The sequence below is a fragment of the Planctomycetota bacterium genome, assembly GCA_035384565.1.
Taxonomy (GTDB): Bacteria; Planctomycetota; PUPC01; order DSUN01; family DSUN01; genus DAOOIT01.
The window spans coordinates 55,038-79,893 of the sequence record DAOOIT010000025.1 but is presented as its reverse complement, the minus strand read 5'-3'; the positions used below and the strand labels follow the sequence as shown (position 1 = coordinate 79,893).

The following is a 24,856-nucleotide window of genomic DNA, read 5'->3' as shown; positions in this document are numbered from 1 at the left end:
GCTCCCACGCTCCTTACTGGCGGCTACATTGAGGATCGCCAAACCCTGATGAGTCGTAGAGTCTATTCTCGTTCCAAGTATATACGCTGCAATTAGTTAGCATCTTCCATTAAGAAACGCCGTAAACGGCCTTCTGACGCGACTTCTCGGGCCTCATTGACCCCTGATACCTATGGGCCTGTCGGAGCTTGGCCTCTGCGCCTCAAGTGTAGTGTTGTGAATTGCTTATGAAAATCGGCCGCCGCACTCTTCGGCGCGCGCCGGACGCGTCCTACGCGATTTTGGGCCCTCCCTCAATCGCCGGGCTCCAGCAGCGCGAAGCCGCTCGCCGCGTCCCTCACGCGCGCCGCGGCCGTGCCCAGAATCTCATAGAGAATCGCCTCGCCGACCAGCCAAGTCGTCACGCCCGGGCGGAGGCAGCCGGTAAGGGTCACCCCCGACCGCCCCAGCGCGCCGTGTATGTGCAGGACCGGTCTCCCCATCTCGTTCGGCGCCAGGACGCCGACGGCCGCGACCTCGTGCGCCCCGTCCACCGGCAGCAGCATCGGCTCGGGCGGCGTCGCATCGGACCGCCGCGGCCCCACGACCACCTGCCCGCCGCCAAGCCCGCCGATGAGGACCACGTGGCCGACCCTGATCCCTTTCGCCTCAGCGAAGCGTTCGATGCACTCGGGCACCACATCGCCGTCCTCAAGGCGAATCACAAACACCCGTCCGATCGCGCCCTCAGCCGCTCTCACCGGTCTGGGCCTCCTGACTCGGTCGCTCGATTGTCCCTTCGCCTCTGGCCGCCGGCGGCATCTTGCTCATTGCGCCAGACCGCCGGCGGCAACCCTCATCATAGCCCCAAGAGGGCTGAAGGGCAACCACTCGGATCGGAAGCGCGACGGGCACCGCGTCGCCTGCGGCGTCTCACCTCACGCTCTCATCCGCCGGCAGACCGAGGTGCTCGTAGAGCTTGCGGCGGCCGGCCTTGTCGCCGTCCAGCACGCCGCGGGCATACTGGGCCACCTCCTCGGCTACCCGGCGCGGCACGACGATCACACCGTCGCCGTCCGCCACGACGACGTCGCCGGGGATCACGGTGACGCCGCCGATGACGACGGGGCGGTTGACGGACTCGATCTCATTGCGTCCAGGGCGGATGCCGCGGCCCGGGTGCCGGAAGTAGAGCGGCACGCCCTCGGCGGCGATCTCGTCGGTGTCGCGCGCCGTGGCGTTGGTGACCACGCCCACGCAGCCCTTGGCGGCCCAGCCCAGGATGTTGTTGGAGCCGATGCTGCCGGCCTCGGCGCCCTCGGTGCCCTCGATGACGAGCACAGTGCCTTTGCGCAGGAGCGGCACGAACGGCTCGGGCGAAAGCTTCCCATACCAGTCGCCCGCGGCGCGGTCGAACGCCTGCGGCTCGAGGCGGCCGAGGGGCGGCTTGTTGGTGGGCACGTAGCGCGCGGTGACGGCGATGCCGGCGATGCGGTGCTTGAAGTGCACGGTGTCGCGCCAGAGAGGGCGAATGTCGGGCGACACGAGGCCGAGGTCCTGGAGGCCCGCCTTGTCCATCCCGTCGCACACGTCGGCCACGCGCAGGCCGGCGAAGAGGGCGAGGAGGCGCTGGTCGTCCTCGTCGGTGTGGACGGGGGTGGGGATGAAGTTCCTGCCCGCACGGAGGTCGTCCATGGCATTCTCCTTCGCACCGGCCTCTGCGCTCACGCGGGAGGCGATAGGGTCTTCTGAATCTCGTCCCACGGCAACTCGTGCGGCGGGCGTCTGGATTTGGCGGCGAGGGCTGCGGCGGCGCCGGCCGCCTCGCCCATCGCCACGGCGTTGCCCGTGACGCGATAGCTCGAATGGGCGATGAAGTCGCCACTGATGCAGCGCCCCGCGAGCAACAGCCCGCGCACGTCCTTCGCCACGAGCGCGCGGTAGGGGATGTCGTAGGGCTTGGCCCGCACCCGCTCGCGCGTGATGCCCTTGTCGTGCGTCGGGTCGGTCGAATGAACGTCCACGGGGAAGTTCACGCGGCACACCGCGTCGTCGTGTCGGGCGCCGTTGGCCAGGTCGTCGGCCGTGACCTGGTAGAGTCCGCGCACGCGGCGGCCCTCGCGGACCCCGATGTGCTCGGCGGTGGCGACGATGCGCAGGTCCTTCCAGATGCCGCCGAGGCTGCGGAGAGCGTTGACGAGCTTGTGGACCTCGGCCCGGCCGCGCAGGGTGGCCTGGGTGACCTGGGCCGCGTCGGTGCCGGCGACGCCGTATTCGTGGTTGGCCATCAGGCAGAACAGGCCATCGCGGATGTAGAAGAGCGTGGGTTGGGCGTAGGAGGGCGACACGCCCGCGCGCTCCATCTCGGCCTTGAGGCGGCCTTTGGGGTTGCGCTCGCCCTTCGGCTCGGCGAGGCCGCGGACGAAGTGAGCCACGGCGTCGGGCGCGAGGCCGGCGACGAGGCAGATCAGGCTCATCGGCTGCGCCTGGCCCGTGCCCTCGCGGCCGTAGTCGAAGCCGCAGCCCGCGAGGGCCGCCAGGTCGCCGTCGCCTGTGGCGTCCACGAAGGCCTCGGCGGCCCAGGCCTGACGGCCGCTCTTGGACTCCGTGACGGCGAGGGCGAGGCGACGGTCGGGCGCGAAGGCCGCGACGACGCGGGTGTGAAGCTGCACGCGCACGCCGGCGGCGAGGCACAGTTCGTCGAGCACGAGCTTCATCGTCTCGACGTCGTAGCCCACGTCGCCGCCGTATTTCGCCACGGCGCCGCGTTTCTCCAGCTCGGCGATGATCTCCTGGATGATGCCCCGCTTGCTGCCCGAGTCGAGGATCCAGCTCAGGAGGCCGGCGGTCCACGTGCCGCCGAGGCAGCCGTGGGCCTCGAGGAGGCGCACGCTTGCCCCCCGTCGTGCGGCGGCGAGAGCGGCGGCCACGCCGGCCGGCCCGCCGCCGGCGACCAGCACGTCGGCATGCTCGGCGACCGGCACGCTTCGAGCGGGCTCGCTATAGAAGGCCATGGCCATTTCCTCTCCGAGAGCGGATGATCGTGCGGTGGCGCCCAGCGCCGCGGCTCCCGCCGCAGCCGCCTGGAGGAACGTTCTTCGGTCCATAGGTTCATCCCCCCTGCACGCCCGGTGTGGTCAGTCATCCTAGCGCACCGCCCCGCAGATGGCAACCGAGGCGGGCGCTGCCGCCCAGGGCGTTGCGTCAGTCGGGCCTTCGTGGTATGTTCCCGCCGTGGAGCGGGCTGCTCGGCGTTCACGCATCGCCAGCGGCCGGTGGGACATGATGCGAAGGAGAGCCGCCCATGATCCGGAGACAGGTCCTTGTGGTGCTCATCGCCCTCCTTGGCCCTGCGCCGGCCTTTGCGCGCAATCTGCTCGAGAATCCGAGTTTCGAGCGGGACCGGAACCGCGACGGCTTGCCAGACGGCTGGCATCGGGTGTTTGACGAGAAGCTCAGCGGGCCGTTCGCGCTCGTGGACGATGCGCAGGACGGCCGCCGCGCCGTGTGCCTGGAGACCGAGGAGTGGAATTTCCTGCGGCCCCAGCACATCGCTCAGAAGGTGAAGCTGCCGCGCGACGCCGCTTATTGCCGCCTGGCCGTCCACGCCAAGGGCCGCGGGCTCGTTTCCCTCACCATCGTGTTCCTCAAGGACGGCCAGCCGCTCCGCGAGCAGACGATTGACATGGGCTTCGGCAAGCAGCAGGCGCCCGAGGAGGTGAAGAAGGATTTCGCTCTGGAGCTGGGCTACACGCTCTACGAGACGCTCAGCGAGGTGCCCCCGGGGGCGAACGGGGCGCTGGTGAAGCTGGGCAACACCGCGGCAGCGCTCGACCGCCTGAACAACTGGGGCCGATGCTTCCTGGACAACGCGTCATTCGTCACGGGCAGCCGCGGGGAACTCGACACGCTATCGCAGACCGACGAGCCGGCCCGGCTGGAGCTGAGCATCACCGACGCCCTCAGGAACATCGCCCCCTACGCGCGCATCCGCTCCGAACCGCCGTCCTTTGACAACCGTCTGCTGACCGATGGCGACACCAAGACGGCGCCCGAGCCGTACCCAGGCGCCGACCGCGGTATCGTCTACAACATCCTCCTGCCTAAGCCGTTGCCCATCCGCAAGTTGCGGCTGCATCTGAACGGCCTCGCGGATTCCTACTCGATTCGCGGCGACGCGGACGGCGATGGCGTGTTCGAGGCGCCGCTCCTCCGCACCTCGGGCCTTCAGGGGCTGACCGGCTGGAAGACCCACACCCTGCCGGGCGGAGCGCTCAAGGCTCTCCGCCTCCAAGCCATTGCAGGCACCGAGCCGCTCTGGGGCTTCCGCCAGTGCCATCCCTTCGTCACCGAAATCGAGGTCCACGTCCCGCCCGATGCCATTCCCGACGCGGAACTCAAGGCCTGGGCGGTGAACCAATACCAGTTCCCCCTTGCGGGCGGGGTGCCGGCCATCGAGGCCAAGCCGGCCGAGCTGACGCTGGAGCGGCCAAAGGCCAGCAGGTTCCGCAAGCTCGTCTGCGCCGACCTGTGGATGTGGGGCATCCACTACGATAAGAAGACGCCCAAGGGCACCTGGACAAAGGAGAAGGTGAAGGAGAACAAGGGCTTCCAGGAATCCGCCCAAGTCTGCAAGGAAATGGGCGTGGACACGGTGTTCATTGATCTCACGAACTCGAGCTGCTGGGATCTCATGCCCTGGCCCAGCAAGGTGTGCAACGGCACGGAGGACAACATCCTGAAGTGCCTCATTGATGCCCTGCACGACGAGGGCTTCAAGGTGGTGACGCAGACGCTCCACAACTTCACCCCCTTCGAGCCGATCAAGTGGCACTACCCCTGCGAAGAGACCAGCCGCTATCCGGGCATGCGGCAGTTCCCCAGCATCCTCTACGGCGGGCACGTTCGCGACAACTGGCTCACCATCTATGAGGAGCAGGTGGCCGCGGGCGCCGACGGCGTATGCCTCGGCTCCGATGAGTTCTACTACCGCGGCCACTTCCTGGAGACCCTGCCCGCCGACGACGCGCAGCGGCGCGACTATGAGAAGCGCTTCGGCCACCCCGTGCCCGCCAAGGAGGCCGACACCCTCGAATACCGCCAATGGGTCGCCCACACCGAGGAGGGGCTGACCGGCCTCTTCACCTTCTGGAATACCGAGCTGAAGAAGCGCCATCCGGGCCTCTACACTACCACCGTCTTCATGCAACCCGTCCAGCGCTCGAACCTCTACGGCGAAGGCGTGCCCTTCGACCTCATCGGCGCGAGGAGCGGCATTGACGAGATCGGCAGCGACTACATGGACCCCTGGGGCATTCGCCTGCTCGCCGCGGCGAACGGCTGGCGGCGGACCTCGCAGTTCTTCTGGGGCTGGCAGAAGGCCGAGGAGCCGGCCCTCCTGCTCACCGCCCGCCCGCTCTGGATGCTCATGTACGGCGGCGCGAGCTGCAACTATTGGCGCTTCTTCCAGCTCAAAGAAAGCGGACACTGGAAGTCCGTGCAGAAGGGCTACGCGATGGCGACCGATCTGGAGGCTCTGGGCGTCCTGGACGCGCGCCCGCCACGCGACATCGCTGTCCTCTCGTCGCGTGCGAGCTGGGACTGGTGGCAGGTGCGGAGCTTCTACGGCAAGCTGCCGTGGCCCGAAGCCGACAGGGCTATCGAGGCCATGCGCGGCTGGTTCGCCGACGAGTGGGTGAACGACCGCCTTCTCCTCCGCAACGGCTACACCTACGACTGGTACTTCGCCGACAACCCCGCCCACCTCGAGCGACTCCACGGCTACAAGCTGCTCATCCTCCCCTTCGCCTACTCGCTCAGCGACACGGCGGCCGCCAAGGTGCGCGAGGCGGCGGGCAATGGCACGAGGGTCGTGCTCTTCCGCACCCTCGGCGAAACCGATGAATGGGGCGTGCCAAGAACCGTCCCCGCCCTCAAGGACATCGCCGACAGCGGTCAGGCCGTGGTCATCCCCGACGACATCCTCGAGGTCGCCGGCGACGACACCTTCATGAGCAAGCTCCTCGCCCTCATTGACACCACGCTTGGAGAGAAAGCCGCCTTCAAGCTCCACCGCTACGGCAAGCGGGTGGACGCCGCGCTCCTCGCCAAGGGCGACTGGGAGCGCTTCCTGTTCCTGATCAACTGGGAGGAGACGCCCGCGACGGTGGACCTCTCGGTCGCCGTGCCCGACGGCGGCTATACCCTGATGATGCGCGACGACGCCGCGTGGCACCGCGTCACGCTCGGCGGCAAGGACCAACTCAGTCCCGCCATGCTCCGCAAGTTCCGCCGAGTCCTCGCCCCGCAGAAGGCCGAGGTGTACTACCTCGCCCCGGCCACGAGCCGGTGATGCGGGGGACAGGTGGACAAGGCGTCAGCGGACCGCGACCTCCAGCGCGGAATCAGCCGGCAGGCTGAGCTCCTCCGACAAAGTCAGCACAAGCCTGCCCCCTGCAACCTGCGCGGCCGCTCCGACTGGTTTGCCCGCCACAGTCGCCACGACCGTGGGGGCCTTGAGAGCCTCGGGCACGGCGAGGGCGAGGCTCCTGAGGCGGAGCTTGCCCCAGCGGACCTCGATGCGGTTGGTCTGAGCGGCGCCATCGCGCTTCTGGGTGAAGAGGCCCCAGCCCTCGGCGGCAGTGAAGGCGGCCTTGAAGTCCTCAGGCGTCAGGCGCGGGGCGAAGCCGAGGTGGCCTTTCGGGCCGTGGTACTCGTAGCCGCACAAGGCGGTGTAGACACCCCAACTGGCCATCGCGCGGGCGTAGTGGTCGCCGCACTCGACTTCGTTGTAGGGGTTATGCTTCGAGGGGTGATAGCGGTCGTGCACGCCGCGGCAGATGGCCAGGGCCTCGGTGAGCATCCCGTCCCAGATCATGTTGCCGGCGACCTGGTACTCGATGCCGGTCCAGATTTCGTCGCGGTAGAGCACGCTCTGCGGCCCGAGGTGAGGGCTCTTGGGCCAGGTGCAGGTGAAGAGGCCGGCCTCGCCGGGCCGCGCGAACCAGCGCTGCGGCGGGTGCGCGGCGTTCTGCGGCCCCACGTCGGGCGCCCAGCAGTACTTCCAGATGGCCTGAAGCGCCGACTTTACCTTCTTCTCGGGATAGATGTAGCCGAGGCCGAGCTGGTGCGCCCAGCCTTGCCCGAAGAGCTGGTCGGCCAGGCAGCCCTTGCCATACTGGTGCTTCGGGAACTTCTGGAGGTCAACGTCCTGGATGAAGTACTCGCCGTCCCACAGGCGTTCGAGGGTGAGGCGGGAGCCGCTCTCGAAGATGCGGCGGCAGCGGGCGGCGAAGTCGGCGTCGCCCACATCCTTGGCCATTTCCTCGCCGGCGCGCAGGGCGGCGAGGTAGAGGGAGCCGACGAAGGTGTTCGGCCCCTCGAAGTTGATGTCGTAGGTGTTGTGCTGCGAGTTCTCGATGAGGCCGTCGTCGTTGGCGTCCTGCTTGATCGAGAACTCGAGGGCCTGCTTGATGCGGGGCCAGGCGCGGCGGAGGAAGGCGTCGTCGGGCGACATCAGGTGCTCGCGGTAGGCCTTGAGGACGCCGCCGCACTGGCCGTCGGCCGCGTAGGCGCGGTTGCCGCGGAAGCCCACGAGGCCGGTCTTCTCGTCGAAGGCCGCGCCGAAGTCCTGCATCTCGCGGATGATGCGCTCGACCTCGGGGAAGAGGCGCGCCGAGGCGTGGGCGTAGTTCCACACGTGGGTGCAGGTGCCCTCGCAGCAGCCCACGCCCTCCCAGGCCCAGAAGCGGCCGTTGCCCCACCACTGGCAGGTGTCGGTGGCCAGGTTGGCCACGGTCGAGTGCAGCCGGAAGAGCAGCCAGCGGGGCAGGGTGGCATCGTCGTAAAAGGTCTTGCGCCACAGGCGGCTGTGGCCGGCCAGGCGCGCGTGGTGGTCGAAGGCGTAGGCGGCAACCTCCTGGGCGCTCCTGAAGCGCTCGGCGTACTCGCGGCCGCGCGGGTGGTTCGGGAAGTGCCAGGCCAGGGCGAAGACGAACGTGCGCTTCGCCGCGGGGGCCAGCTCGACGGCCTGCGTGGCGAGCGCGGCGCAGCGACGCTGGCCGGCGGGATAGCTGGCGTCGGCCTCGGCGTGGAGGCCAGGCACGTCGAGCAAAGGGATGAGCTTCTCGGCCGACGCGCCCGCCTCGGCGAGCGCGAGGGCCATTGTGCCGAAGTCGGCCATCTCCTCGACGGGGCCGGACGGCCCCTGCCGCGGCTTGTCGGCCTGCTCGATCTGGTCAATGTTGATGTGCCCCCAGCCGCCCGATGCCTTGTCTACGATCTCGATCTGGGCCTCTTTGCCCTCGAACTCCTCGACGTTCCAGTAGTGCCATTCGAGGTGCTCGAGGTTCCGGCCCGTGGCGGTGCGGACGGCTTTGCCGCCGACGAGGAGGTTGATGCACGTTTGCCCCGCATGGCTGCCGCCGCCGATGAGGAAGTTGAGGAACTTCCGCTCGATCTTGAGCAGCGGCGAAGTGAGGGTGCCGTGCGGGCCGTCCTTGCCGAGATACGTGTTCACGAGGCCCTTGCCGAGGAAGCCCTCGACGGGCTGCTGCTCGGGCAGGGTGCCTCTGGCGGGGCCTTTGCCGAAGGCTTCGCCCGTGGTCTTCCAGTCGCCATAGGTCTCGCCCTCGAAGTCGGCGACGACGATCGTCTCGCGCGGCTGCTGCGCGCCCGGCGGCATCGGGGCCTTCTCGGCCGAGTGCACGGCCACCGTGCGGCCACCCGCGGTGGCGATGCGGCTGCGGCGCCGCGCGTGCACTGCCCCCATCGAGTTGCTCAGCACGGCGTTCTCCAGCCAGCCGGCGACGCTCGCCTTCGCGGCCTTTGCCGAGGTGTTCTCGACCGTGATGTGGAACAGCGTGGCAGGCAAGGCCGAATCGCGTGCGTTCAGCGGAATGAAGGGCGAAAACGCCTCCATCTCCACCTTCACGGGGAACTCCTTGTCGGCGTAGCGCACCACCGCGATGGGATACTCGCCCACGAACTCCACGCCGGGGAAGTCCTGCTCGTTGAGCTTCTTCACCACCGTCTTGCCGTCGGCCTCGACCACCACGGCGAAGCCCGATTCGACGGGCGACTCGGGGCGGTACGTGCGGTAGCAGCGGTCGCCGTAGCCCGTGTTGATGTGCTTGTTGAAAATCCACCACTGCGCCAGTGTGCCGTCGCCGCGCAGATAGAGCTGGCCTGCGGCGATGCCGCCGATGGGCATGCCGATGGTCACCAGGTCCTTGCCGCGCCACACCTCGGGCTCTCCCCGTTGCGTCAGCGCGGCCAGCCATTCGGGCGCCAGCTTCTTGTCCACCGGCACGAAGTGCTTGAACTCGTTCGCCGGCTCGGCCGCGAGGCCCGTGCCTGCGGCGAGACCCAGCATGACGATCAGGTCCAGTGCGGCGCGAGGCTTCATCGCCATCTCCTCTCGTTCGTTGCTACGGGAGCGGGAGTGCCCGCGGCATTCTACCGCGCCGGGCGCGCCCCGCGCAAGCCCCTCGCCTTGACAAACGCCTGCCGGCATGGATGATGAGCGGGCAACTCGAACGCCCCTTCCCGCTGCCGTTTAGGAGTGCCGTCCTTGTCAGGCAAAGCGTCCGTGCGCGTGGCGCCGATGAAGCTGGCCATCACCCGCTTCCACGAGGACCCGTTCCCGCCGCTGCTGCGGGTGGGGGCGCGGCCGGTTTACCCCTACCCGATGCAGGACGACCTGACCGACGAGATGGCCGAGTGCGAGTTCCAGGCCGTGGTGCTCGACAACGGCCTGCTGCGCGCCACCGTGCTGCCCGAGCTGGGCGGCCACCTGCTGTCGCTGCGCGACCTGGTGCACGACCGCGATGTGTTTTTTCGCAACGAGCCGCTCAAGCTGGGCCTCGTGGCCATGCGCGGCGCCTGGTGGGCCGGCGGCATCGAGTTCAACTTCCCGCACGTCGGCCACACGGTGAACACGGTGGACCGCGTGTCGTGGCAGACGCGCGAGGAGCCCGACGGCGCGGCGACGGTGTTCGTGGGCGCGGTCGAGCACCTCACGGGCATGGCCTGGAGCGTGGCTCTCACGCTGCGCCCCGACGACTGGCGCCTCCACACCCGTATCCGCCTCCACAACCGCACGCCGTTCGTCCACCGCATCTACTTCTGGTCGAACTCCGCGGTGCCGGCCCGCGACGACTTCCGCCTGCTGCTCCCCGCCACCAAGGTCTTCTCGTGGTGGTACGGGGCCGACCGCGACGCCAGCTTCCCGATGCACGACGGCCGCGACCTGAGCCGCTACGCCAACCTGACGCGCGGCGGCGACATTTTCGCGAAGGACCTGCGCGCCGACTGGTTCGGCGGTTACTACGACGAGCTGGACTGCGGCCTGGTGCACTATGCCTCGCGGTTCGAGGTGCCGGGCCGCAAGATGTTCTCGTGGGGCCACGGCGGCCACGGCGCGATGTGGGCCGAGCTGCTCAATGCGCGCGGCGAGCCGTACGTCGAGCTCCAGAGCGGCCGCTTCGTCCACCAGGGCGTCCACCGCTTGATCGCGCCCGGCGCGGTCGAGTCGTGGGAGGAGTCATGGGCACCGGTGTGGGGCCTGGGCGGCGTGGTGCATGCCACGCGCGACGTGGCGCTCAACGCCGCGCGCGAGGGAGGCGAGCTGGCCCTGCGGCTGTTGGCCCTCGCGCGGGTGGATGGCGCGCTGCTCGCGGTGCGGCAGGAAGGGCAGGCTCTGGCCATGGCGCGGCTCGACCTGGCCCCGGGCGGCTCGCACGCGCTGCGCGTGGCGCTGCGTGGCGACGCGCCCGCGACCGTGGAGCTGGGCGGCGAGGCCGTCACGCTGCGGCTCGAGGGCGACACGGTGCGGCCCGCACTCGACGCCGCGCCGCCGCACATCGGCCTGCCCGACCCAGCGCCCGACGACAAGCCTACGACCCCGGGCGGTTGGCTGCTGCACGCGCGCCACGCCGAGGAGCGCAACCATTTGGCTGAGGCGGCCGATGCCTATCGCGCGGCCCTCGCGCTCGACCCCGCCTGCGTAGCGGCCCTGGCCGGCCTCGCCCAGTGCCACCTCAAGCGGGGCGAGACAGCCGCCGCAAGAGACTGGGCGAACAAGGCCCTGCGCGTTGACCCGCAGTGCGAGGACGCGCTGTGGTGGCTGAGCGTCGCGTGTTTTGCCGACGCGCGCGGCGAGATCGCGCCCAACCTGGGCGCGCTGAGTCGCAGCGCGCGCCACGCCGCCAGCGCCGCGGCGCTGCTGGGCGAAGCCGCCCTGCGGCGCGGCGACCCGCTGGCCGCACTCGACCTCTTGGCCACCGCCTCCGAACGCAACCCGCACGATGCCCGCGTGCTGGCCCTCGCGGCCTACGCGGCCCGCCGCGGCGGCGCGCTCGACAGCGCCCGCGCCTTGCTCGATGAGTGCGCGAAGGAGAACCCCCTCGAGCCGCTCCTTTGGAGCGAGAGCTATCTCATCTCTCTTGTGGGCGGGACGTCCTTGTCCCGCGATCCGCGGCGTGGGGACACGCCGCCCACAGCAATGGATGGTGCTCTCGGGGAAGTCTTCGGGTCCGATCCTCAGACCTTCCTCGATGCCGCCTGCGACTACGCGCGCATCGGCGACTGGGAGGCCGCGGCCGCCTGGCTGCGCGGCGTGGCCTGCCGCCTGGCCGATCCCGCCCGCCAGGCGATGCTGCACTACCACATCGCCCACGCCCTGTGGAGCCTGGGCCGCGCGGGTGAGGCCCTGGCCGCGGCGCGCGAGGCCGCGCGCTGCTCGCCCCTGTTCGTCAACCCCTACCGCATCGAAGATGCCGAGGCCCTGCGCACCGCTCTGCGCCTCGCGCCCGACGACGCGCTGGCCCATCTGCTCCTCGGCCACTGCCTCGCCGCCGCCGGCCGCTGGGATGAGGCGGTGGAGCAATGGACCCGCTGCACCCGGATTGTGGGCGGGACGCCCCCGTCCCGCGGCACGCGGCGTGGGGACACGCCGCCCACAGCGCCTGGCGGCGAGGTCGCCGCCCTCGCCTGGCGCAACCTGGGCCTCCACCGCTGGCACAAACAGCACAACGCTTCCGACGCCCTGGCCGCCTACGCGCGCGCTCTCGACGCCGTGTCTTCTCGCCCCTCCACCCCTCCATCACCGAACCCCCAACCCCCAACACCTCTCCAGTCCGCCGCCTGGCGCCTGTGGCTCGAGCGCGACAGCGTGCTCTCCGGGTCGGGACGCCACGACGAGCGGGTCGCCGCCTTCGAGTCCGCGCCCGACGCCGTGAAGGCCAAGTGGCAGGTGCTCGCCCGCTGGGCCGACGCCTGCCTGCGCGCCGGGCGGCCCGAGGAGACCATTCGCCTGCTCTCGGGCTGCCGCTTCAAGCCCTGGGAGGGCGAGGCCCGGCCGCGGGTGCTCTGGAAAGAGGCCCACATGGCCCTCGGCCACCGCGCCAAGGAAGCCGGCCACCTCGCCGAAGCCCGCGGGCACTTCGAGGCCGCTGCCGACTACCCGCACCACCTGGCCGTGGGCCGGCCCACGCTGACCGACGACGCCGATGCGTTTTTCTGGGCCGGCTGGTGCGCGGCGCAGGGCGGAGACGCCTCGGGCGCCCGCCGCCTCCTCGCCGCGGCCGCAGGGGAGACCCAGCCGCGCGAGGCCGCAACGGCCGAGTTCAAGGCCCGCGCGGCCGAGCTGCTCAAGGCTCTGGGCTGACCGGCGCGTTCACTCGAACCGCAGGGTGCCGAAGCCGCGGTAGTTGTGGAAGTTGGCCCCCGAGGCGGGCGACCAGGCCCAGTGCGTGGCGGGCGACTCGTCGTAGTCTATGCGATAGAGGTTGCCGTGCCACAGCATGCCGCGCGTGGGCGGCACCCCGCCCAGGCCGCGCAGGAGGGCGAAGGGGATGAAGAACTCGGCGCTCCAGCCCTCGATCGTGGCCATCGAGGCCCTCGGGCCGCCGCGCACGGCGGTGGCCCGCCGCACCTGCCGCGCCCCCTCGTAATGCCAGGGCCGCCAGCCCATGAACACGCCGCCCTGGTTGGGGACCAGGATGGGCAGCTCGACCCCCAGCGGCGAGATCTCGTATTCGAAGTACAGCACCTGCCGCGGGTCAGGCCACAGGAACACCTCGACCACGTCCTCCTTGTAGATGTCTTCAAAGTCCTGCGTCATCGTGCACGTCAGGCGGCGGTCCTCGCAGTCGAAGAGGAAATAGAGGCCTGTGTCCGAGTAGAGCATCTTGGCCCGCGACTGGTAGGGCGAGCCTCCGCCCACGGGCGTGAGCGGCAGCCAGTCGGCCCTGGCCCACTCGCCCGCGGCCCCGTCGCCCGTCACCTCGAAGTCGGCCGTCCGCCGCACCGAAGCCATGGCTGTGGTCATGTGTGGCCCTTCTCTTCCCTGCGCCGCTTCAGCTCCAGAAGCACTCGGAGGTCCCTCGCGTCCTTCGGTCTGTCCGCGGCTCACTTCATGGGGAAGGCCGAAGCCCCGATCACCACGTACTCAACGGCATTCTCGTCTAACAGTCTCAACAGGTTCCTGATGTCCATAGCGCAGCAACATCCGCTTGACCTCGTCGGATCGCTGGATCATCCTCCGGAAGCGCTGGCGAGTCGTGAGCGAGAGCTGGAAGTCCAGCTCGAAGGCCAGCTCTTTGTCGGGGTCGTCGTGGTTGAGCTTGAGGATGGGGCTCACGGCACGGCTCCTCGATGCCTCCGCCATCATGAGCCGGGGCTTCCCCGCGCGCAAGCGCGCGTACGGCGCACCGGGCAGTGCGTGGGCCGCACTGCCCGGTGCAGGAACGACAGGGGGGCCGGCGGCGGCTACTCGAGCACCTTGGCAGCCGCGGCCAGGATGTTGCTGATCTCTTTCTTCTGGGCCTCTTCGTCGGCCGTGGCGGCCAGGGCGAAGTTGGCCTCGACCTTATTCTTCTTGGCCACCAGCACGGTGATGGGGACCTCGGCGTGGAGCTTGTAAGACGCTGGCCCTGCCGCGCCGTCCACCGCCACGGTGAGCGGCACGCTCAGGCCCTCGTTCTTGGCGAGGTCGGCGAGCTTCGCCTGGTTCGCCGCGTTGTTCTCGGCCAGCAGCACCACGTAAGCGGCGGCCCGCTTCTCCTTGTTGTCGGCCACGAACTTGTCAATCGCCTTGACCAGACCGGTCAAGCGGCTGTCCAGCGCCCGCCCGAAGACGACGAGCGTCGGACGCCCTCCGTAGCGTCAGACATAGCAGACTTGGCCGCCCTTGGCGAGGCCGGTGACGTCCTGGACGTTGAAGGTCGGCGTTCCCTCGCCGACCTGGGGCCCCGAGACGGGCGTCTCGGCGGCCCACGCGCCCAGGCAGCACGCGGCCAGCACCACGGCGGCGCCCACGACCACGACGCGCCTGTGTGCCATAGCCACTCCTCCTTCGTGTTCCGAGCCCCGAGACCGCCCCGGGGCTGTCGTATCCCTATGATGACACAAGTGGCGCGCAGAATCAACCGCGCGGGGTGTTGACTTGCGGGGAGGTTCGTGCTACACAGTGACCAGAGGGGGAGCTTCGTCCATCGTATAGGAGGCCGGGCCGTGAAAGAAAACCGCGATTTCCCCGCCAAGCCGCCCCGTCCGCGGTGCTGTCCCTGCGACGGCGGGGGGCTCTCGCGTCGGCGTTTCTTCGAGGCGGCGGGTGCCGGCGCGCTGCTGGGCCTATCCTACTCGCTCGTGAAGGCGGCGGAGGCCGCGGTCGCTGCCGGCGCCCCCGCGCCGCCGCGCCTGCCGCTCGTCGTCAAGCCCATCCTCACCTACGAGACGCCCACGCGGCGGCCCCAGACGAGCTGGCGCTCCTGGGGCGGTATCGAGACGCAGGCACAGGCCGCCGAAGAGGTCGGCCGCATCCAGGGCGAGCTGGACAAGCTGCGCGCCGCGGCCGACTTCCCGCTCACCTTCCTGCCCGTCGCAGCCGTCCGCGGGGCCGGCGAGGTGGCCAAGCTCGACGACCTGGCCAAGGCCGACGCCTTCATCATCTATGCGGCCGGCGGCGGCGCGCTCGACGCCATCGTGAAGACCGGCAAGCCCTGCCTCTTCTTCCTCCGCCACAAGAGCGGCCCCGTCTACCTCTGGTACGAAATCCTCAGCCCCCGCTACCTCCGCGCCCACTCCGACCGCCTGGCCCAGAAGACCGTGAATGACAACGACGTGGTCGTGGACGTGCCCGACGAGATGCTCTGGCGCCTCCGCGGCCTGTGCGGCCTCAAGAACACCATGGGCGCGCGCATCGTCACCATCGGCGGCGCCAGCGGCTGGGCCCACGGCAAAGCTCCCGCCCTGGCCAAGGACCGCTTCAAGCTCGACATCCAGGACGTCCCCTACCCCGAACTCGCCAAGCTCATCCAGGCCGCCCGCGCCGACGAGACGGCGACGAAGCTCGCCAGGGAGCGCGCCGCTGCCTACGTCAAGGCCGAAGGCGTGACGCTCGAGACCAAGCCCGAGTTCGTCGAGAACTGCTTCCTCCTCGAGCAGGTCTTCCGCGGCCTCATGGCCAAGTTCGAGACCCGCCACATCACCATCAACTCCTGCATGGGCACTATCATGCCCATGGCCCAGACCACCGCCTGCCTTACCCTGTGCCTGCTCAACGACGCGGGGTACAACGCCTTCTGCGAATCGGACTTCGTGGTCGTGCCCTCGGGGATGCTGCTCAACGGCATCACGGGCCTGCCCACGTTCCTCAACGACCCGACTTACCCGCACCACAACATCATCACGATCGCCCACTGCACCGGCCCGCGCAAGTGCAACGGCAAGACCCTCGACCCCGTCCGCCTCGTCACCCACTTCGAGTCCGACTATGGCGCCTCCCCCAAGGTCGAGATGCCCAAGGGGCAGAAGGTCACGAACATCCTGCCCGACTTTGAGGCCAAGCGCTGGGTGGGCCTCGCCGCCGAGATCGTGGACGCCCCGTTCCTGCCCATCTGCCGCTGCCAGATTGACGTGCAGTTCAAGCCCGACGCGCAGCTCGTGGCCGAGAAGATGCCCGGCTTCCACTGGATGACCGGCTATGGCGACTATCGCCGCGAGATCGGCTACGCCCTCCGCCGCACCACCATCGCCTGGGAAGACCTGGGCTGATGGCGATGCGGGGGAAGGAACCTTTCTTTCGAGAAAGGTTCCTTCCCCCACCCCCAACCTCCAAAGAACTTCCACTTGCAGGTTCTTGAGAGGGGTCTGGGGAGCGACTTCTTCCCAAGAAGTCCCTCCCCAGTTCCGCTTCTACAGCCGCCACGGGGCGCGGAGGGGCTTGGAGAGGTGGGCGTTGGCGGCAGGATCGTCGGGGAAGCGTTCGGCGGCGGGGTCCCAGCGGAGCCTTCTCCCGCCTGCGAGAATCGCGATCTGGGCGAGGTGGCACAGGCTCGTCGCCCGGTGCGCTGCCTCAACCGGCGCCGCCGTCACCTCCCGTGTCCTCACGCACTGAATGAAATCGGGGATGTGGCTCAGCGGACGCCGCAGGATGGTCTCGTGCGGGCGGATGACGCTGGACATCAGTGACTTCGGCTCTGTGGAGATGCCGCTGCACAGGGCATTCACCCTGCCCTCGGTGCCCTCGAAGATCACGCCCATCGGGAAGGCGCGATGGTCGTCGTAGACGAGCTTCAGCCCGTTGGCATAGGTCATCTCCACGTGCCACTCCACCGCCGTGTCGGTCATTCCGTCGCGCGGGATCACGCCCCGGCCCTCGATCTCCACGGGACCGGTCGCGTCGGCGTCCATTCCCCACTGCGCAATGTCGGTGAAGTGCACGCCCTGGCCCGAGATGAAGCCGAGCGTGTAATCGCTGATCCAGTACCAGTGCGGCGTCCGCACGCGGCGGGGCGAGTAGGGCACGAAGGGGGCGGGGCCGAGCCACAGGTCGTAGTCGAAGCCCTGCGGCACGGGGGCCGGCGGCTCATTGGGCGCGGGATGGCTCGGCTCGGAGGAGACGCGGACCTGCTTCAGCTCGCCGATCCGCCCGTTGCGGACGAGTTCGCAGGCGAGGGCGAACAGCCCCTCGCTCCGCCGCTGGGTGCCGTGCTGAAAGACGCGGCCATAGCGTTTCATCGCGTTGCAGATGGCGCGCCCTTCCGCGATGGTCAGCGAGAGCGGCTTCTCGCAGAACACATCCTTCCCCGCCTTCGCCGCCGCGATGCACATCACCGCGTGCCAGTGGTCCGGCGTGCAGATCGAGACGGCGTCCACATCGTCGCAGTTCAGAAGCTCGCGGAAATCGTTGTAGGTGGCGCAGCCCTTGTAGCTGCCCTTCGCCATCAGCTCCGAATAGTGGCGTTCGGCGGTCGAGCGGGCGGCGTCGCGGCGGGCCTCCTGCGGGTCGCACACGGCCACCACCTGGCTCGCATGGAGGAACGTCTGCATGTTGCTCGACCCGCGCCCCCCGACCCCGATGCACCCCACATTCACCCGGTCGCTGGGGGCCGGCCGGCCCTCCGCGCCGAGGGCCGAGGCATGCATGACCCACGGCGCGGCAAGTGCTCCCGTTGTTGCCGTCCTCAGAAGGCTCCGACGTGACACGACGTTTCTGGCCATGTCGGCAGTCCCCGTGCGCCATTGCCCCAACTCGCTCGCGCGGTCACCAGCAGACGCCCTCGGCCGGGCGAACCTACTATTGACGCGCGCTCCACCATCTGGTAGTATACCGACACGAGTGAGTGGGGGCAACACTCCCCGTAACCGTTCCCCGATTGTGGGGTTTCGCCATGGCAAGAGAAACGATTCGCGTGTACTGCGCCGGTCCTCTGTTCAACGCCAAGGAACAGGACGAGATGCGCGAACTGGCTCATGCGCTCGAGTGTGCAGGGCTCGAGACGTTCTTGCCGCAACGGGACGGGCTCGAACTGACCAAGGTGGTCCATGAACTGGTTGCCCTGGGAGTCGAGCACGCCAAGGCGGGCGACGTCACCGCAAAAGCCATCTTCGCTCTCGACGTCTACCAGGTTATTGAGAAGTGCCAAGCCATCGTTGTGAACCTCAACGGCCGCGTGCCCGACGAAGGCGCGGTCTCGGAGGCCGCGATCGCGTGGTGTTACGGCAAGATCATGGTCGGCTACAAGTCGGATTCGCGTTCGGTGTTCCTGGGACAAGACAACCCGCTAGTCACGGGGCTGTTCGATTTCCAGTTGTGCCGCGGCGCGCAGGAAGTCGTTACAGCAGTGAAGAGAGCCGCGTCACAGAAGGAAACGCGCACGACGCGGAGCAGGCGAAGACTCCACCAGATCGCCCAGTATCTCGACCTGGGGGGTAGAATCTGGGCTGCCGCCAACAGCCGCGACAGAATCGCTAACATCGCCGCGGTCCTGGCCGAGGAAGTGGCCACACACAAGCCAGACACCCGGCATGTTGTCGCTACGTGAAGCTCAAGGCTCCGCTTGAGGGGAGATCATGGCGCACGCCGATTCGTGCCCCAGGGAAGAGCGGGAGCGGCTTGAGGCAAGGGTCCTCAGATCTGTCGCAGCCAAGACGGCCGACCGCCGTGTCGCCGGGCGCAGGTTCCCCTGCACACCAGACGATTTCCGTACCGACTTTGAGAGGGATTACACGCGGATCATCCACTCGCGGGCCTTCCGCCGCTTGCGCCACAAGACCCAGGTGTTCATCTCTCCCCGAAACGACCACCTCTGTACGCGGCTTGAACACAGCCTCCACGTCGCATCCGTGGCGAACACGATCGCACGCGCCCTGCTCCTCAACACCGACTTGGTCTCCGCCATCGCGGCCGGGCACGACGTAGGACACGCGCCCTTCGGCCATAAGGGCGAACGGTGCCTCGACGAGTTGGCTCGAAAGGCGGGCCTGCCCGGCTTCTCGCACGAACTCCAGAGCCTGCGCGTCGTTGACCTGCTCGACTCCCCCTACGATGAGCACCGCGGTCTGAACCTGACCTTTGCCGTCCGAGACGGGATCGCGTGCCACTATGGCGAGGGCTTCGAGCAGACGCTGGAGCCGGACAGGCAGAAACAACCCGAATGTCTGGAGTCCATCCGCCGAGGTGAAGACAGACCGGCCACGCTGGAAGGCTGCGTCGTCCGTTGGGCCGACAAGGTGGGTTATATCGGCAGGGACCTTGAGGATGCGTATGCGGAGAAGCTCGTGGCTGAGGGCGAGCTGCCGAAGGTGGTCCGCCGGACACTCGGGACACGGAACAAGAGCATCATCGCCAACCTCGTCAGGGACATTGTGACGAACAGCCGTGACCATGACCGCATCAGCGTTGGCGCCTCCGTCCATGAGGCCCTGAACGCTCTCTACGAGTTCAGCAGGGAGCGCATCTACAGAAGCGAGACCGTCACACAGCGCTTCCGACAGATTGACAAGGCCATGCGATTCATGTTTGATGAGCTCACCAGCTTGCTCGCGGCCGCAGGGAACAGGCAGGATGGCGATCTCTTCCCCGACCAGGCACGACCGTGGTGTCTGCAGGTCTTGAGCGAGTTCCTCGTGCGCGATGTCCGGACATGGCGCGAGGAGAGGCCGGAGCAACTGGCCTTGGACTTTGTCGCAGGGATGACTGATTCCTTCTTCGTATCGGCCTTCGAAGAGCTATTCTTCCCCCGAAGCACGGTCTGATTCTCCCCACAACGACCGATCGGCCCGCGTTTGCTTCGCCCTCCCGCAGTCACACACCCAGCAGCCTCACAGCATTGTCGCGGGCGATCTTGGCGTGGGCGGCGGGGGGGAGGCGGCCTTCGGCCAGGAGGCGGCGCAGGAGGCCGACGATGGGGATGTCGGCCTCGGTCTGGTCGTGGCGCAGGACGTCGGTGCCGAAGAGGAGCTTGTCCTTGAAGCGGTTGAGAAACTCGATGCCGAAGGCGCGGTCGCGGGTGAGGGCATTGTGGCCGCTGCCCGCCGAAAGGTCGGCCCAGAGATTCGCATACTGCTCCATCAGGCGGGGGACGGCTCCGCCTGGGGCGACGGGGCCTTTGGGGTAGCCGCCGCGCTGTCCGGGCCGCACGTCGCCCGAGATATCGGCCCAGAAGGCGGGGCCGTGGCCGATGAAAATCGTGTGGGGCGACTCGCGGAGGGCGCGCTCAAGGCGTGGCAAGCCAGGCTCATCCACGACGCCGTACATGCCGCCGAGTTGGGGCATCATGTCGAAGAGGACGGGGAGGCCCGCCTCGCCCGCCTGGGTGTAGAGGTTGAGGCAGAGGGGGTCGTCGAACAGAAGATTGGGCAGGAACTCGCCGATCCCGCGGCAGCCGCGCTCTTTATATTCGGTCAACAGGTCGCGGAAGTCGCTCGTCGGGCTGTTGTCGCCAAAGCGCGGGTCAATGAGGCAGAAGGGGATGAGGCGGCCGGGGTGCCGCTCGCAGGCGGCGATGACCTCCTCGGTCGTGTTCCCGAGATACCAGCCCTCGGGGTTGTCGTGGAGGGGCAGGACGCAGGCCTGAGCGATGCCCCAGGCATCCATCTTGGCGACGAGTTGCTGGGCAGAGAGCGTGTCGGTGCGGCGCCTGCCCGTGCGGCCGATATGGGCGTGGACGTCTATCATCAGCGGTCACTCCTCTGCGCGAGGACGATGGTAGCGCCGGGCGCAGCGGGTGTCAATGAGGGGTGCGGGATAGGTGATCGGTGTTGGGGTTGGGCGGTCAGGAATGGGCGCGGGCGGGCGCGGGCGGTGTGATTGTCGCGCTTCCGCGCGAAAGCGCGACAATCGCGCACGCCTGCAATGGCCAGTGGCGTGAGGCAGTGAGCTTGATCGGGGCCCGGGGGCGGCCTATAATTCGGGCGGACGGGCCGGCGCGTTGGCACAGGTCGGACCAGTCGGACCAATTGGCCAGGGGCCCCAGCCCGGAAAGGTTGTGTCATGTCTCGACGGCTTCCTCCTGTGCTGATTCCGCTGGCCGTGCTCGCTGCCGCGTGCGCCGTGGCGATGGCGCTGCCATTCCGGATGATCGAGCCGGACGACGACGATTTCTTCTACGGGATGCATGCCTTCGCCCGCGGGAAGGTGGTGATGACGGAGGCCGAGGCACGCGAGCTGGCGAAGATTCCGCTGCCCGACACGGCGAAGGTGGGGCCGCAGATGGTGATGGGCGTGCGGTCGCCGCTGGGCTTCATCCGCGAGCGGTCGCCGGGGCACTACGCGCTGCTGGCGGCGTTCCACAGGGTGGGGCTGGACCGGTGGACCAATGTGTTCCTGGCCTTCGGCGTGGTGGGGTTCGTCTACTGGTTTGTGCGGCGGCAGCTCGAGGAGCCGGCCGAGACGGCGGTGCTGGCGTCGCTGCTGCTCATCGTGAATCCGACCTTTCTGACGACGCTCTACCGCGTGTACATGAGCGACTTCGATTACTTCGTGTGGGCGACGGCGGGGCTGGGGCTGTACTTCGCGGCGCGGCGCAAGCGCTGCCCGGGGCTGTGCGCCATCGCGGGGGCGATGCTGGCGCTGAGCGTGTTCTTCCGCAACACGAACGCGATCGCATTCCTGGCGATCGTCGCCTACGAGGCCGGGCTGTTCCTGCTCCGCTATCGGGAGCTGGCCCGGGCGCACCGCGGCGAGGGGGCGGCCGAGCCGCAAGAGCCATTCGGCTGGGGTCGGGTGGCCGCGGTGGTGGCGGGCATGGCCATCGGGCTGGTGCCGCTGCTGTGGTACAACTATGCCACGACGGGGCAGCTCCTGGGCAGCGGCTACCAGTATCGGCTGGCGCGGGAGACGGGCGGCGCGCTGTCGCTGCTCGACGGGCAGCCGACGGCGAAGTACTTTGCACTATGGGATGCCGAGGCGGTCTTCTCGCTTCGGCATCTGTTCCTGGGCGAGGCCCGCGGGTTCATGTCGCAGGGCTACACGCTCACGGTGGGCCTCACGCGGCTTCTGGCGGGCTACCCGGTTCTGCTGCTGGCGCCGGCCGGGCTGTTGCTGATGGAGCGGAGGCGGCTGCGCCCGGCCCTCTTCCTCGGCCTGTGGCTTGGGCTGTTCCTGGGCGTTTACCTGTGCTATCGGACGATTCGCGGGGACAGCTTCCAGTTCATGAGCCGGAAGCTCTCGCCGATGCTGGCCCCGCTGGCCATTGGCGCGGCCGCGCTGCTGATGCGCCTGCCGCGGGCGGCGCGCTATGCGGGCCTGGCGGCCGTCGCGGCTGTGAGCCTGGGCGTAGCGGGCGAGTTCTTCGTGCAGTTCCTCGGCGAGCCCCGCGGCACGGGGCCGGGGCCGCGGCCGGGTCTGGGGCGCCCCATTGGCCCAGTGCCGAGAGGCAAGGACGGGCCAGGCGAGCCGTTTGGCCCCCTGCCGAAGGGCGAAGAGCCCTTCATGCCGATGCCGAAGGAGGACTTCCCTGGCTTCGCGCCGAAGGCCAAGGGCGAGCCGCGGCAGATCGTGGAACGGCTGCACGCGCTGATGCGCGAGGCCGAGGCCCGCGGCCTGGACGTGTCGCGCGCGCGCGCGCTCGACAAGGCGTCGCTCGAGGCGGCGCAGCGGGGCGACTGGCAGGAGAATCGCCGGCTGCTGGAGGAGGCGGTGCGGCTCCTCGAGCGCGCGCTGCCGCAAGGCCCGCGGCCCGCGCCGAACCGCAAAGGCCCGCCAGGAGGCGAGTTGTGAAGCTGTGGAACGCCAAGTTCACGCTCTCGCTCGCCGTGGTGGCGCTGTTTCTGCTCGACGCGTTCTGGCTCGGGCCGGACCCAGTGACGGGCGCCGCGCGGCATCTGGTGCCCTATGCCGACACGGGGGTGGCGTCGTTCGCGTTTCTTCTGAGCCTTCTCTATGTGATCTCACACGGCTGGCAGTTTCTGACGGCTCGTGTGCGGGGCGCGGCCCCGCGTGCGGAGGAACCCGCACCCTCGAAGCGTCGGAAGAAGGGCCGCGGCGCGGACGCGCGCAAGGCGCGCTAAGAAGCGCCGCCGGCAGCCCTGTGCGCATTGTGTGGGTAACGCGTGGGTGCGCCGCTCTGCCGCCAAATTTCGTCTCATTGTTTTCTTGCAGAGTTCTTGCCCTTTCTCAACAAAGTGGGCTGGGTCGCCGGGGCTCGCTACCGGATTTGCCCCGACCGGGGATTGACATTTTTCTCTCGCGCGCTAGGATCAGCGCCCGTTGCGCCTACGGGCGCAGCCGTGCGTGTGCAAAAGACTATCTGCTACCTGAGAGCAGTGTTCGCGAAGGCATTGAAGCAGCCCGGACCTCTGCGGACCGTCCTGAGAGCCCATTCCTGAACCTGTCACCGTAAGTCGCTTGCTGTAATTGGCTTACGTTGCCAGATGGGGCACCGATCGCGTGGAGGAGATGAAGGCTGGGAGCGCGGCAGCTCACGGCTTGCATCTGCGGTTCTGCCTGCCGAACGCTGTGGGTAGCCTGTGGAAAACCCGTGCAGGGAAAGGCGGCGCACTTATGCCACAGGAAGCCCTCTGGCCTGCGATTCTCCAGGAAATCCAGCGAAACGTCCGTTCCCAGCAATTCGACACCTGGTTTCGAAGCATCGAGATGACCGACCTGTCGCCCCAGGCGGTCACGCTGCGGGTGCCGAACTCCTTCTATCACCAGTGGCTACGGCGGCACTACACCGACACGATCCAGCGCGCGGTGCTCACGGTGACAGGCCAGCGCCCGGCGGTGGAGTTCGTCGTCCACGAGACGCCCGCCTCTGCCCAGGTGGAACCTCCGCCCGGGCCAGAGCCGCGTTCCGCGTCCCCGGTTCTCACGTCGCGCCCTGAGCCGCGCCGGTACTACCCTGTTGACTGGGCTGCGCGGCTGAACAAGCAATATGTCTTTGATACCTTTGTGGCCGGCACCTCAAACGCGGTGGCGCACGCAGCGGCTCTGGCGATTGCCGAGAATCCGGGGCAGGCCTACAATCCCTTCTTTCTTCACGGCGGCGTGGGGCTCGGTAAGACCCACCTGATCCAGGCCATCACCCACCACCTGCTCGCACACAGGCCTGAGCTGAACCTGCTGTACCTGTCGTGCGAGAACTTCATGAACCATTTCATCGCCTCCGTGCAGAACAACGAGCGCGAGAAATTCCGGGAGATCTACCGCAACAAGGACGTCCTGCTGATTGACGATATCCACTTCCTGTGCAAGGGCGCGCGCGAGGTGACGCAGGAGGAGTTCTTCCACACGTTCAATGCCCTTTATAACTCAGGCAAGCAGATCGTGCTCTCGAGCGACTGTCCCCCGCAGGAGTTGACGAAACTCGAAGAACGGCTGGTTTCGCGGTTCAAATGGGGCCTCGTCGCCCGTATTGATGCGCCCTCCTATGAGATGCGTCTCGCCATCCTGCGCACGAAGGCCCAGCATCGCGGCCGCGCCCTGCCGGACGACGTCCTCCACTTCATCGCCGAGAATATCGACTCGAGCGTACGCGATCTCGAAGGCGCCGTCACCAAAGTGCTCGCCTTCTCCTCGTTGATGAACAAGCCCATTGATGTCCAGCTTGCCCGCGACGCGCTCCGCGACTCCGTGGACCACATTGCAGCGGCCATCACCATGGACGATGTCATCAAGGCGGTCACCGTACACTTCCAGGTCAAGCTTTCGGAACTCCAGTCGAAGAAACGAACGCAGTCTGTCGCTCAGCCGCGTCAGATCGCCATGTATCTCGCTCGGACCCTCACGCGCCACTCACTCGAGGAGATCGGCGGCTACTTTGGGGGCAGGGACCACACCACTGTCATGCACGCCTGTGACCGGGTGCGCGAACTCATTGAGACGCGGCCATCTGTGGCCGGTTCCATTGAGCATCTGACCACCCAACTCCGCTCCAAACGGTGATGACCACCCGTCCTGAGCAGTGGATAGGTAGGGGGTAGTTTCTGTGTCTTTGGTGAGCCATTTCCTTCCTCTATCCACAAGTCCAGTCGGTTTGTACTTGGCCGTGTGCGCAACCTCACCAGACACAACGACCCACTCGCTACCAGTCAGCCATCTACCCACAGCTATCAACACTGATGCACTTAACATAAGTGTCAGTGCATC

18 protein-coding genes are annotated in these 24,856 nt (G+C 68.1%); 8 read left to right on the top strand and 10 right to left on the bottom strand.

Annotated elements, in window-relative coordinates; translation table 11 throughout:
• Positions 1-293 precede the first annotated feature (293 nt).
• The 3 genes from PLE19_11255 to PLE19_11245 all read right to left on the bottom strand — a co-directional run bounded on the left by PLE19_11255 (position 294) and on the right by PLE19_11245 (position 2,993).
• A complete protein-coding gene (locus PLE19_11255; protein ID HPD15522.1) occupies positions 294-740 on the bottom strand; it encodes a DNA-binding protein in 447 nt (148 codons plus the stop codon).
• Between the two features lie 172 nt (positions 741-912).
• Entirely contained in the window at positions 913-1,674 is a 762-nt protein-coding gene (locus tag PLE19_11250; GenBank protein HPD15521.1) for an RraA family protein, read from the bottom strand.
• 29 nt (positions 1,675-1,703) lie between these two features.
• On the bottom strand, positions 1,704-2,993 hold the full coding sequence (locus PLE19_11245; GenBank protein ID HPD15520.1) for an FAD-dependent oxidoreductase: 1,290 nt from the start codon (positions 2,991-2,993) through the stop codon (positions 1,704-1,706).
• Between the two features lie 290 nt (positions 2,994-3,283).
• Between PLE19_11245 and PLE19_11240 the strand changes: the two genes are divergently transcribed.
• On the top strand, positions 3,284-6,331 hold the full coding sequence (locus PLE19_11240; GenBank protein ID HPD15519.1) for a hypothetical protein: 3,048 nt from the start codon (positions 3,284-3,286) through the stop codon (positions 6,329-6,331).
• A gap of 24 nt (positions 6,332-6,355) precedes the next feature.
• On the opposite strand, the gene PLE19_11235 is transcribed toward PLE19_11240, so the two are convergent.
• Positions 6,356-9,385, bottom strand: a complete 3,030-nt coding sequence (locus tag PLE19_11235) for a GH116 family glycosyl hydrolase (GenBank protein ID HPD15518.1) — start codon at positions 9,383-9,385, stop codon at positions 6,356-6,358.
• Positions 9,386-9,550: 165 nt separating this feature from the next.
• Here PLE19_11235 and PLE19_11230 point away from each other — a divergent pair, with 165 nt between their 5' ends.
• A complete protein-coding gene (locus PLE19_11230; protein ID HPD15517.1) occupies positions 9,551-12,646 on the top strand; it encodes a DUF5107 domain-containing protein in 3,096 nt (1,031 codons plus the stop codon).
• 9 nt (positions 12,647-12,655) lie between these two features.
• On the opposite strand, the gene PLE19_11225 is transcribed toward PLE19_11230, so the two are convergent.
• The 4 genes from PLE19_11225 to PLE19_11210 form a co-directional block, all read right to left on the bottom strand.
• The gene (locus tag PLE19_11225) at positions 12,656-13,309 is read right to left on the bottom strand and encodes a carbohydrate-binding family 9-like protein (protein HPD15516.1); all 654 of its coding nucleotides are present in this window, start codon (positions 13,307-13,309) and stop codon (positions 12,656-12,658) included.
• 120 nt (positions 13,310-13,429) lie between these two features.
• A complete protein-coding gene (locus PLE19_11220; protein ID HPD15515.1) occupies positions 13,430-13,621 on the bottom strand; it encodes a hypothetical protein in 192 nt (63 codons plus the stop codon).
• Positions 13,622-13,749: 128 nt separating this feature from the next.
• On the bottom strand, positions 13,750-14,091 hold the full coding sequence (locus PLE19_11215) for a hypothetical protein (GenBank protein ID HPD15514.1): 342 nt from the start codon (positions 14,089-14,091) through the stop codon (positions 13,750-13,752).
• Between the two features lie 54 nt (positions 14,092-14,145).
• A complete protein-coding gene (locus tag PLE19_11210) occupies positions 14,146-14,322 on the bottom strand; it encodes a hypothetical protein (GenBank protein HPD15513.1) in 177 nt (58 codons plus the stop codon).
• A gap of 171 nt (positions 14,323-14,493) precedes the next feature.
• On the opposite strand from PLE19_11210, the gene PLE19_11205 reads away from it, so the two are divergent.
• Positions 14,494-16,035 carry a sugar isomerase gene (locus tag PLE19_11205; protein HPD15512.1) on the top strand — a complete coding sequence of 514 codons (1,542 nt, stop codon included), beginning with the start codon at positions 14,494-14,496 and terminating at the stop codon, positions 16,033-16,035.
• 141 nt (positions 16,036-16,176) lie between these two features.
• Here the strand turns inward: PLE19_11205 and PLE19_11200 are convergent, their stop codons facing one another.
• Positions 16,177-17,409 carry a Gfo/Idh/MocA family oxidoreductase gene (locus PLE19_11200; GenBank protein HPD15511.1) on the bottom strand — a complete coding sequence of 411 codons (1,233 nt, stop codon included), beginning with the start codon at positions 17,407-17,409 and terminating at the stop codon, positions 16,177-16,179.
• Positions 17,410-17,654: 245 nt separating this feature from the next.
• On the opposite strand from PLE19_11200, the gene PLE19_11195 reads away from it, so the two are divergent.
• Positions 17,655-18,308: a nucleoside 2-deoxyribosyltransferase gene (locus PLE19_11195; GenBank protein HPD15510.1), complete on the top strand. Its 654-nt coding sequence runs from the start codon at positions 17,655-17,657 to the stop codon at positions 18,306-18,308.
• A gap of 28 nt (positions 18,309-18,336) precedes the next feature.
• The gene (gene dgt / locus PLE19_11190; GenBank protein ID HPD15509.1) at positions 18,337-19,521 is read left to right on the top strand and encodes a dNTP triphosphohydrolase; all 1,185 of its coding nucleotides are present in this window, start codon (positions 18,337-18,339) and stop codon (positions 19,519-19,521) included.
• Between the two features lie 49 nt (positions 19,522-19,570).
• On the opposite strand, the gene PLE19_11185 is transcribed toward dgt, so the two are convergent.
• A complete protein-coding gene (locus PLE19_11185) occupies positions 19,571-20,443 on the bottom strand; it encodes an amidohydrolase family protein (GenBank protein ID HPD15508.1) in 873 nt (290 codons plus the stop codon).
• 315 nt (positions 20,444-20,758) lie between these two features.
• On the opposite strand from PLE19_11185, the gene PLE19_11180 reads away from it, so the two are divergent.
• The 3 genes from PLE19_11180 to dnaA all read left to right on the top strand — a co-directional run bounded on the left by PLE19_11180 (position 20,759) and on the right by dnaA (position 24,652).
• Positions 20,759-22,486 (top strand): glycosyltransferase family 39 protein, encoded by a 1,728-nt coding sequence (locus tag PLE19_11180; GenBank protein ID HPD15507.1) that lies wholly within the window; start codon positions 20,759-20,761, stop codon positions 22,484-22,486.
• Complete coding sequence (locus PLE19_11175) at positions 22,483-22,776, top strand: hypothetical protein (protein ID HPD15506.1); 294 nt, start codon at positions 22,483-22,485, stop codon at positions 22,774-22,776. Before PLE19_11180 ends, PLE19_11175 begins: the two co-directional genes overlap by 4 nt.
• 388 nt (positions 22,777-23,164) lie before the next feature.
• Positions 23,165-24,652 (top strand): chromosomal replication initiator protein DnaA, encoded by a 1,488-nt coding sequence (dnaA, locus tag PLE19_11170; GenBank protein ID HPD15505.1) that lies wholly within the window; start codon positions 23,165-23,167, stop codon positions 24,650-24,652.
• Positions 24,653-24,856: the final 204 nt, after the last annotated feature.